The 11,624-nt window shown below is 37.0% G+C and carries 8 protein-coding genes; 3 read left to right on the top strand and 5 right to left on the bottom strand.

Going from position 1 to position 11,624, the window contains the following annotated elements:
• Positions 1-244 precede the first annotated feature (244 nt).
• Together OM074_RS18465 and OM074_RS18460 are read left to right on the top strand one after the other, a co-directional pair.
• Entirely contained in the window at positions 245-748 is a 504-nt protein-coding gene (locus OM074_RS18465) for a YfiR family protein (protein WP_301202054.1), read from the top strand.
• 14 nt (positions 749-762) lie between these two features.
• On the top strand, positions 763-3,246 hold the full coding sequence (locus tag OM074_RS18460; RefSeq protein ID WP_301202053.1) for a TonB-dependent receptor plug domain-containing protein: 2,484 nt from the start codon (positions 763-765) through the stop codon (positions 3,244-3,246).
• An 81-nt stretch (positions 3,247-3,327) separates the two neighbouring features.
• On the opposite strand, the gene OM074_RS18455 is transcribed toward OM074_RS18460, so the two are convergent.
• The 5 genes from OM074_RS18455 to OM074_RS18435 all read right to left on the bottom strand — a co-directional run bounded on the left by OM074_RS18455 (position 3,328) and on the right by OM074_RS18435 (position 10,568).
• Entirely contained in the window at positions 3,328-4,608 is a 1,281-nt protein-coding gene (locus OM074_RS18455; protein ID WP_301202052.1) for a S28 family serine protease, read from the bottom strand.
• 32 nt (positions 4,609-4,640) lie between these two features.
• Positions 4,641-6,992, bottom strand: a complete 2,352-nt coding sequence (hypD, locus tag OM074_RS18450; RefSeq protein WP_301202051.1) for a trans-4-hydroxy-L-proline dehydratase — start codon at positions 6,990-6,992, stop codon at positions 4,641-4,643.
• 1 nt (position 6,993) lies between these two features.
• Positions 6,994-7,794, bottom strand: coding sequence for a glycyl-radical enzyme activating protein (locus OM074_RS18445; protein WP_301202050.1), 801 nt, complete (start codon positions 7,792-7,794; stop codon positions 6,994-6,996).
• A 350-nt stretch (positions 7,795-8,144) separates the two neighbouring features.
• Positions 8,145-9,005 carry a sigma-70 family RNA polymerase sigma factor gene (locus tag OM074_RS18440; RefSeq protein ID WP_066631178.1) on the bottom strand — a complete coding sequence of 287 codons (861 nt, stop codon included), beginning with the start codon at positions 9,003-9,005 and terminating at the stop codon, positions 8,145-8,147.
• Positions 9,006-9,095: 90 nt separating this feature from the next.
• Positions 9,096-10,568, bottom strand: coding sequence for a Do family serine endopeptidase (locus OM074_RS18435; protein WP_301202048.1), 1,473 nt, complete (start codon positions 10,566-10,568; stop codon positions 9,096-9,098).
• 213 nt (positions 10,569-10,781) lie between these two features.
• On the opposite strand from OM074_RS18435, the gene dapF reads away from it, so the two are divergent.
• Positions 10,782-11,573 carry a diaminopimelate epimerase gene (gene dapF, locus OM074_RS18430; protein WP_301202046.1) on the top strand — a complete coding sequence of 264 codons (792 nt, stop codon included), beginning with the start codon at positions 10,782-10,784 and terminating at the stop codon, positions 11,571-11,573.
• Positions 11,574-11,624: the final 51 nt, after the last annotated feature.

The following is an 11,624-nucleotide window of genomic DNA, read 5'->3' as shown; positions in this document are numbered from 1 at the left end:
TGAGTGTCCAATAAAAATACTTTACTCGCAAAGTGCGCAATTAAATGAATTTTAAATAATTCACATTTGCGTACTTTGCAAAATCAGAGCTTTTTATTTATAGTTACCTGTATTTTTTTGACACCTTCTTGTATCTATTGCTACAGTTCACCTCTAATTAATTGTCACAAACAGTCTACCCTTAAAAATGCTTTTTATGGCAATACCGACTCAAATAAAACTATAACCTATTAATTATTTAAGAATGAAAAAGAGAATTGCGCTACTGATAATGGTACTCATATCAATATCCAGCCAAGGCCAGCAATCCATGTTCAAAGCTTTGTTCATGTTCAATTTTGCCAAATATATCGAATGGCCAAATATCAATAACTCTGACAATTTTACTATTGCTATTATTGGAACAGATGACATTAATACCGAACTAAAGAAATTGTCAAGCTCAAAAAAAATTAATAACAAATCCATTGTTATTAAAACCATAAAGCATCCCAATGAAGCAGCTGATGCACAAATTGTATTTATTCCGGAAAACAAAAGTGGTAACCTTGATCAGGTTCTTAGTTTTTACGAAACAAAACCAACTCTGATTATTACGGATAAAGATGGCTATTGTGCTAAAGGATCATGTATTAATTACACACTACAAAATGGTAAATTAAAATATGAGATTAGCAAAGAACGGATTTCAAACCAAAATTTAAAAGTTGATCAAAAGTTAGTCTCACTTGGAATTGAAATTAAATAAACCTGCACAACAAAATGACTAAAAAAATATTACATCTATTTATATTGCTGATATTTGCAGCAACTATAAACGCTCAAAACATAAAAAAAGACATTAGCACGCTTACCCGTAGCGATGTATTAGAAATGAGCATTGAAGACCTTGCTAATTACGATCTGGAAGAGGTTATGAAAATTATGGATATTGTGGGTGCTTCAAGCATTGAAGAATTGTACGAACTCCTATTAAACAAGGATGTGACTTCAGCCTCAAAATCAGAAGAGAGCCTTTTTGACTCCCCCCTTTCAACAACCGTGTTAAGCAGCAACGAAATAATTACCTCCGGAGCAACCTCTATCGAAGAAGCCTTGCGCATGGTTCCGGGAGTTATTGTTAGGGAAAAAACTAATGGCGTATATGATGTTCAAATCAGAGGCGGACAAAACATGCCCATGAACAATATGCTTATTTATGCCGAAAACACCACAACTCTTGTGATGGTTGATGGTCGTCCGGTATTTAACTATGGCATGGGGGGGATCTTATGGGAAACACTGCCCATCAGCCTGGGGGAACTTGACCGCATTGAAGTGGTACGAGGGCCTTCAAGTGCTCTGTATGGCCCCAATGCAGTAAATGGAGTGATCAATCTTATCTCTAAAAACATCAATGAAGATACTCCGGTAATCTCAACAAACATACAAGGTGGTTCATTATCAACCTTTATTGGAGATGTTAATGTAAAAAAACAAATAAACGACAAATTAGCAATGGGCATTTCCGGATCATTTGAAACACGAAACAGGGAATCAGAGGAAATTTATGCCATATATGCAGACGAGTTTCTTTCCATTTCAGAATTTGTAGACCAGAACGACAACAACCCTTTTGGCAAATGGAGTAACGACAGCTACTATGAAATGATAGACGAGGCAGATATTGCCAAAGAAAAAAAAGGAGTAAATGCCTATATTGCCTATAAAGAAAAGGACAACCTGACCTTTAATGTTAGCACAGGATACCTTGAGTCGCAAGCCATGACTTCCACATTAGGCGACAACCCAAGCTTACACAACATCCGAAGTTCAGAAGGATACCACATCAACTTTGTGAGTAACCTATTTGGCTTTAACCTTCAGGCTTCACTGAACAATGTAGAACAGGATTTTTGCAGGGGGCGCTCAGGTTGGCAACAAAGCACCGAGCAATATAATGTAAACCTTGATTATTTATTAAAATGGAACAAACTAAGCTTCCGTCCCGGAATAAGTTACCAATCGGTATACTACGACGACAGAGACAACATTGAAAAACTTGGAGATGGATTCTTTAACGCCCGTGTTGCTTTAAGAAACTTTGCCGCCAGCGGACGTTTTGATTTCACACCTATTGAAAAATTAAGGTTAGTGGCTGCTTTGCGTGCCGAGAAATACAATGTTCCTGATAAATGGATGCCTTCATACCAGTTTATCGGCTCGTATAAAATAAACGAAAACAACCTTTTTAGGGCAGTATATTCAAGAGCCAACCAAAGTACTTTTATGATCAATGCCTATAGCAACTACACCTGGAACAGAGATGGATTAAAAGGGCCAAGCTATGTACACTTTGGAGATAACAACGACCCGAACATGATGGTAATGAACATGATAGAACTTGGTTTTAGGACGCGCCCATCTAAAAGGATACTGTTAGACATTGAAGCCTTTTACAACAGAGCAAAAGACTTTAGTGCTTTAATGCCGGATGAGCTATCCTATGAAGTAACCGACATCGATTTTAGCGAACCAACATCACCCTCTCCAATTGGGGAACAAACACTACACACATCGCACCGCTCTTTAGATGTTGAAAGTAAGCAATTTGGCATAAGCATCTCTGCAGACATGGTCATATCAAAAAAGTTGCAATTAAAAGCACATGTTAACTGGCAACAAACCAAATTAGATAATTTCACTGATGCAGGAAGGGACAATATAGCAACCCTGCAAGGCGGTGAATTAACAAGTATTGTTACGGCCAACCTTGCTAATGATGCTCCAACAATACTAAGTGGCAAGCCTAAGACTTACAGCTCGGATTTACAACCTGGTGAAAACCCGCTATTGGAACAATACCTTGCAAGCAATGGTATACTAAAACAGATTGAAGTTTTAAATGATGTTGACAACGAAGCCATGCCTTCTTTCTGGGGTAGCTTATCACTGACTTACAAGCCTATCGAAAAGCTTTCGATCACAGCTCAGGGTTATTATTATGACAATTATTATATGTATTCACAATATGAAAATGATCCAAGGAGAGCTGCATTAATTGCTTATAACATTAAACCAGAGCTGGAGTATTCAGGAAATATGGACAGTAAATTTTTACTAAACGCCAAGATTAATTACAAGATCAACGATAATATTGACGTATTTGTTAACGGAAGGAATATCCTGGACAACGATTCTCAAGAATATGTATTTATGGATAAAATTGGAGGACTATATTTGGCTGGAATTAACCTGAGGTTTTAAGTACAGCATTTTTTGTGTTAAAGGGGGTATCAAATACATGACACCCCCTTTTCTTTTATTTCAAAATGAAGATTTATTTTTCTATTCCCTAACCTTCATCCATTTTTTCAACAAAGCCCAAACCTCTTCTTTCTTTGCTTCAGAAAGATTATTTATCCGAGCCTTATGCGAGCCCTTGGGCTTAACCACCTTTAATGATTTAGACATATTTGCAACATCCAATGAGGTAGCTCCCCACGGATCATACTCCCCACATATCAAAACCATTTTGGGATTATACTTATTCAACTTTGAAACAACCATCTGCATTGTAGCTTTATTGAAGGACAAAGTATCACCCCCTGGTGCGAACATACAACTAGAAATAGTATCAGATTTCACTACATCCATTAACGGCTGTAAGTCCCCCGGCACATAATTATAATACCCTAATTCTTTATACGCCTGATAAAAAAACGACTCAAACTGCTTCATCATATCGATAGAAAAATAATCAATACTAGAGCCTTTGATAAAGTGATTTAACACTTCTTCATCACTCGCATCACTCCCCGGGATCTTATCTGCCGTATATCCCCATTGCCAAAATGCAAATGGGTACTCCATCACACCAAGTTCATAAGCCTGCTCTATTCCTTTGGCAAATTTCAATTTATTCTTCTCTGAATAACTCTGAAACAAGGGTAGAAGCCTTTCTTTTCTTTGTAAAACCAATTTCTGAAAAGCTTTAATTTTAGCCCGATCGTCCTGACTTCCTACTTTTTCAAAAAACGCCAGCAGTCGCGGATCTTCCCTTTCCAGGTTAACAGGAGCAACATACGGAACTGAAACATCTACATCCTTTGGATACAGTGCCCTATGGAATAATGTTGTCTGCCCTCCTTTACTAATACCAGTAGTAAGCCATTTCCCTTTGTACAATTTCTGAAACAACTTAATGATCTCATGATGATCAGCAGCAGCATTCTTTACAGTAAGGTATTTCCAATCCTTTTTTTCAGGCGTAGAAGCCTCAAAGTACCGGTGTTCAACAATTAACTGATTGGCTTTTAATTCTTTTGCCAATTCTGTTTGATAGTTCCGGTTTGCAGAATATCCTTCCGTTACCATTACCATGGGAGCCTTGTCATTTAAATGGTTTAACCATATCCTTTGACAAAAACTTCCTAGTCCAGGAGCATCATGGTCCAATGGCTGGGTCATCATTATCAAATATGACTCCTTATAACCATCAAGGGTTTGAATCTTCTTTACTATTAACCGATCATATCCTTTCAGCGTGTTTTCAATACCTGATATCGCATATACCTTTATGGATAAAACAAGTATTAAAAACAATCCGCCTAACCTTAACTTACTCATTTAAAATAATGTTTTAAAACAACAACACACAACTATAAAATATTATGTGCTGTACGGTTTATTATCTCTTCTTGTAACTCTACTGTCAAGTCATTAAAATAATCACTATAACCAGCTACCCTCACAATCAGGTCCTGATACTTTTCTGGATGTTTTTGAGCATCCCGTAAAGTATCTGCATCAACTACATTAAACTGAATATGATGTCCCAACTGATTAAAATAGGTCCTGATCAGGTGGGTTAGCTTTGTTATACTTTCCCCTGTATTAAAAAACTGCGGCGTAAACTTTTGATTCAACAAAGTACCCCCGGTTTGTGTATGATCAATTTTAAGCATGGAATTAATCACTGCTGTTGGTCCCTTCTTATCTGCTCCCTGAACTGGTGAAATTCCTTCTGACAAAGGTTCCCCATCTTTCCTTCCATCTACAGAAGCCTGCATTACCTGCCCAAAATAAACATGACAAGTAGTTGGCAAAAGGTTAATCCTAAAGGTCCCTCCCCTTGGTGTAACTTTATTATTTACTGCATCATGAAAAATCTCAAACACCCTAAGGGCATTACTATCTGCATAATTATCATCATTACCAAATTTAGGTGTTTCATATATTAAATCATACCTAAGTTTTTCATAACCCACAAAATCATGATCAGTTGCCTCTACAAGTTCTTTAAGCGTAATGTTTTTATTGTCGTAAACATGATACTTAATCGATGTTAAGGCATCCGTTATACTTCCCAATCCAACTCCCTGAACATAGCTTGTATTATACCTGGCACCCCCAGCATTGTAATCCTGAGCATTGCCAATACAGTCATCAATGAACAAACTCAAAAATGGAACCGGCAATTCCTGCATAATCACGCTTTCAATCCTTCTGTTACCTTCTAACTTTATGTCCAAAAAGTGATTCATTTGTCTTTCAAAGGCCTGCATCAGTTTTTCAAAAGAGTCGAAATCCTCCACTTTACCAGTTTGAATCCCCAATTGATTTCCAGTTTTCGGATCAATCCCATTATGCAACGTAATTTCTAATACCTTAGGTATATTAAAATATCCTGTCAACCAATAAGCTTCTGTACCAAAAGCTCCAGACTCAATACATCCACTTGCCCCTCCATTTCTGGCATCTACAATATCTTTTCCCTGATTTACTAATTCTTCAACAATTGCATCAGAATTAAAATAAGATGGTTGTCCAAAACCAGTTTTTGTTATCTGCAAGGTTCTTTTAATAAACTCATCTGGATTCTTTTTGCTAACCTGTACCATAGAACTTGGCTGAAGCAATCTCATCTCTTCAATAACATCCAATATCAGGAATGTCAAATCATTAACAGCATCGGTGCCATCTGCCTTTAATCCACCCAGGTTTATCAATGCAAAATCAGTATATGTATTGCTTTCCTTAGCTGTTACTCCCATTTTAGGAGGCGCTGGCTGGTTATTAAACTTCACCCAGAACGACATTAAGAGTTCCTTTGCTCTTTCTTTGGTAAGGGCACCCTTTGCAATATCCTTTTGGTAGAATGGAAACAAGTGTTGGTCTAATCTGCCTGGGTTAAATGAATCCCAAGGGTTTACTTCTGTTATAACACCCAAGTGAACAAACCAATAATATTGCAATGCTTCATGAAATGTAGTGGGAGCATTTTCCGGAACATGTCGACAAATATGTGCCATCTCCAACAGTTCTGATTTTCTGTCTTCACTTTTTTCTTTACTCGCCAATCTTTCAAGTTCAGAAGCATTTCTGTAGGCATATTTAACAATTGCCCTTGCAGCAACCTCCATTGCCTTTAACTCTTCTAGCTTATCTGTCTCGTCTGCTCCAAGTTTCTTTTTTGCCTCAGTTATATCCACCAATATATCTGAAATCCCCTTATTATATATTTTATCACCCAACACAGTGTGCCCCGGCGCCCTTTGTTCCTGAAACTCAGTAAACACTCCTGCCTTATAAGCCTCTTTCCATTCCTGGGTCATTTGCTTCATGATTTTATCACGATTACTTTTACCTTCCCAAAATGGAATAATAGAGGATTGATATATCGTCTTAACCTCTTCATCAACCTTAAAACTGACTTTTTTTCGTTGATCCAAAATTTCAAGATCTTCCATGGAATGCAACGAAACTTCAGGGTAAGTATAGGTCGCCTTAGGCTCCGGGCCTCTCTCCCCAACAATCAACTCACCATCATTTACACACAACTTTTTATGCTCCAGTATATAACTAAAAGCTAAAGCTCTTTGCACTGGTATTGAACATTGGGTTGCTTCTTCACTTTTATAAAATTCTGTTAATAATTTTGCCCGCTCTGAAGACAATTTATTGATAGCTTCCAGACTTTGATTTCTAAGTTTGTTTATTCTGGTATTCATTTCACATTCCTCCAATTTTTACATTGAACCCCTTACGTTCAAATCTTTCTTTTAAATTTACCAAATCCCGAGGATCCTGGCTTTTTACTCCTTTAAAACTATAACCGGTATTAAATCTCCGGTATTTTGACTCCGCTGAATTATGGAACGGCAATAAGTGAATTTCTTTTATATATTCTAACTTATCTGATAAATACTGCTCAAGTTTAACAATATCCTGCTCCTGATCATTAATACCCGGAATAACAGGAATCCTTATTATTACATTGGCGTTGTTCTGCAATAAAAATTCAAGATTCTTTAATATTACATCATTAGACACCCCTGTATAGGTCTTATGTTTCTCTTCATCAATAATTTTCAAATCATATAAAAACAAATCCACCTGATTCATTACCTTTTCAATATGCGACTGTTTGCATAATCCTGCAGTATCAATTACAACATGCATTTTTTTTGCTTTGCATTTTGTAATAATATCAGATAAAAAATCTAACTGCAACATGGGCTCTCCCCCAGAAAAGGTAACACCTCCACCACTCTGCCTGAAAAATTCCTTATCCTTTGCAATTTCTTCAATTAAAGATTCTGAAGTTACAAACTCCCCGATGGCTTGAGTTGACTCAAACCGCTGACCATCCAACTCCCTTACTTGTATAAATTCCTCAATTACAGAAGATATACTTTCGGGATTATGACACCAGGCACATTTTAATGGACATCCTTTTAAAAATACCGTTGTCCTGATACCTGGACCGTCATTCAGGGCAAACCTCTTGATATCGAAGATTGTTCCCTTCATAAAAATAGCGAATAAAACATGGATGCACTCAATATGGAAAAATTCCATTCATCATTTAATCTATAATAAAATGACCTTTGAATACATTTAAACTAATACGTAATAACACGAGCTGCTTTAGAACAAACAGCTAAAATTTAACAGAAAGTAGAAATTAATGGATCCAACACTCGAAGAGCCCTTTTCCTGTTTTGTTGAGATTTGAAGAAATAAAGTAACGCATAATATTCCTTTTAATAACTTCAAAAATAACAAATTAAATGACTGAATCAAACTCCTTCATTTAATTTCAACAAAAAAGGCTGCCCAAAACAGGCAGCCTTTTTCTAAAATTATTATCAATCGGGATATTAACCCAAATAAGATTTCAATAACTTGCTTCTCGAAGTATGACGCAATCTTCTGATTGCCTTTTCTTTAATCTGACGAACCCTTTCACGAGTCAGGCCAAATCTTTCTCCAATCTCTTCAAGAGTCATTTCTTGCGTTTGAATACCAAAAAACAATTTAATAATATCAGATTCTCTTTCAGTCAATGTAGCCAAGGCTCTTTCAATCTCTCTTGCTAAGGACTCATTTATTAATGTTTTATCTGCGTTTGGAGAATCACCATTTACCAAAACATCCAATAAACTATTATCCTCACCTTCTACAAATGGTGCATCAACTGAAATATGACGACCAGAAACCCTTAATGTGTCGGCCACTTTATCAACAGGCAACTCAAGCTTATCTGCCAACTCTTCAGGCGATGGTTTACGCTCATTTTCCTGTTCGAATTTTGAATATGCCTTGTTTATTTTATTTAACGATCCTACCTGATTCAGTGGTAAACGAACAATTCGGGATTGCTCAGCCAAAGCCTGTAATATCGATTGACGAATCCACCACACAGCATAAGAGATAAACTTAAACCCTCTTGTTTCGTCAAACTTTTCAGCGGCTTTAATCAATCCAAGATTACCTTCATTAATCAAATCAGGAAGACTCAACCCTTGGTTTTGGTACTGTTTAGCAACCGACACCACGAATCTTAAATTTGCCCGCGTTAGCTTCTCCAAAGCTATTTGATCACCTTTTTTGATCCTTTGGGCTAATTCTACTTCTTCTTCTACTGATATCAATTCTTCGCGACCTATCTCCTGTAGATACTTATCTAAAGAAGCACTTTCACGATTGGTAATTGATTTTGTTATTTTAAGTTGTCTCATATTCCGATATGCAAAATGTGGCGCAAAATTATACTTTTAAAACAAAAAATCCAACTAAATATTTCAAATGAGACAAATTATTTTATAATACTAATCTTCAAGATTAATAGCATAATAAGCAACTTGTCCATTTGGATATACTCCGGTAATAAATAATCCTCCATCAGTGGCAGCTATCACATTTTTAAGGTCGTCAATACTTTTTACGGGCATCCTATTGGCCTTCAGTACAATATAACCTTCTCTTATGCCACTTTGCTTTAATTTACCACCGTTAAGTTCAACAACTTTCATACCATAACTAACACCAAGCCTATCTTTTTCCTCATCTGTTAATTCTCGAAGTTCTGCACCTAACAGATCAGAAATCCCTTTTCTATCTTTAACTAATTCAGTTGAACCGTAACTATTACGTAAAATTACGGTAAATTGTTGTCTTTTTCCATCCCTTTTTACAATTAAATTCACTTTATCTCCAGGACGTCGCTGACTAACCTGTTCAATCAGCTCTGAATTAGTATTAACCTGGGTTCCATCAATACTCAAAATAACATCACCAGACTCTACTCCAGCCTCGGCTGCACCTCCATTAACAGTAACCGCATCTACATAAACGCCTTCTACTTTATCCAAATCCAATTGCTTTGCCAATTCGGCATCAACCCCACGAATCTGAACACCAATATAAGCCCTCTGCACTTCACCAAACTCTTTTAAATCAGCCACTACCTTTTTTACAATACCCACAGGCACCGCAAATGAATACCCTGTATACGAACCTGTTTTTGACGCTATTGCAGTATTAATACCGATCAACTCACCTAAGGTATTTACCAATGCCCCTCCGCTATTACCAGGATTTACTGCAGCATCTGTTTGAATAAACGACTCAATACCCATAGGCTGGTTATTGTTTCGAATAATATTAATACTCCTTGATTTTGCACTAACGATTCCAGCTGTCACTGTAGATGTTAAATTAAACGGATTGCCCACTGCCAACACCCACTCGCCAATCTTAATCTTATCAGAGTCTCCATAGGTTAAAAACTTCAAGCCTGATTCTTCTATTTTTAACAATGCGATGTCTGTTGTAGGATCTGTTCCTATTAACGTTGCCGAGTAAGATCTCCTGTCGTTCAAAATAACTTCAATCTCATCTGCCCCGTCTATAACATGATTATTGGTAACAATATATCCGTCCTCAGAAATAATAACCCCCGATCCGGATCCCATTACAGGCCCCTGATCAGGCATTCCTCCTCTTGGTCCAAAAAAGAAATCGTATAAAGGGTTACCATAGGAATACCCATTACCCTGGGAAGTAGCTTTTGTCATTACGTGTACAACCGCTTCTACCGACTTTTCTGCTGCTGTAGTAAAGTCAGGAACACCTACAGGTGTTGGTGAAGCAAAACTGGCATATCGGGCCGCCGGAACAACCTGCTTTTCTATCGTTGTAATATTATTTTGCGGTTTTACTATCAACACAAAAGCATATACTCCTACAATAGCGCCAACTACGGCCACTAAAAACACAAAAAAAATCTTTCTTACATTCATAGCTGTATATTTTTATTTTAAGATTAAGCCTGATGGCCCAACCTATCATTTATATTAAATTTCCACTTCAAAAATGGCAAATAATATACCTTTCAAGGCTTATCTTTTTATCATTAACCTAATTTTAACTCAATTTTCCTTAACTTTGTTGGCTCTAAAACCTCAATCCTATTGTTTAAACAAACTAAATATCAATTAGTTTTATTAATTAACATGCAAATTAACTTTTACAAATACCAGGGTACCGGCAATGATTTTGTTATCATTGATAATAGGAATGGAAATTTTGACAGTAAAAACGTTCAACTTGTCAGTTTTTTATGCGACAGGCGAATGGGAATTGGAGCAGACGGCTTAATGCTTTTGGAAAACAACATCAACCCCGATGTGGACTTTACTATGCGCTATTACAATAGCGACGGCCGTGAAGCCTCAATGTGCGGTAATGGCGGACGATGCATTGCAGCCTTTGCTGTTCACCAGAATTCTGTAAAAACCCCTGATAATTTTATTTTTGAAGCTGTTGACGGAATGCACGAAGCTAGCTATAGCAATGGCATCGTTAGTTTAAAGATGATTAATGTTGACACGATTGAAAAAGGCAGCGATTATTTCTTTTTAAACACCGGATCTCCCCATTATGTTACGCACCAAAACCAAATTGATGATATGGACATTGTCACTAAAGGTGCTGCAATCAGATATTCCGACGCTTTTAAGCCGGGTGGAACCAATGTAAACTTTGTTGAGGAACTTGCACACAACCATATTAAAGTAAGAACCTATGAAAGAGGGGTTGAAGACGAAACCCATTCATGCGGAACAGGCGTTGTTGCCTCCGCCATAAGCACCTTTGAAAAAAATGCACAAACAAAGGAGTTTGATATTGATGTAAAAGGCGGCAAACTTAAAGTAACATTTGATGGCGACTCTCAAACGGGCTTTAAAAACATCTGGCTCACAGGTCCAGCAACCTATGTTTTTAAGGGTAGTATCGAAGTTTAACTAAGAATTTCATCAATCCTGGGATTGTTCTGTATCATATCTGGTACAGAA

The sequence above is a fragment of the Plebeiibacterium marinum genome, assembly GCF_026013615.1.
Classification (GTDB): domain Bacteria; phylum Bacteroidota; class Bacteroidia; order Bacteroidales; family Marinilabiliaceae; genus Saccharicrinis; species Saccharicrinis marinus_A.
The sequence above is the reverse complement of the archived record's forward strand: the minus strand, read 5'-3'. Positions and strand labels throughout refer to the sequence as shown.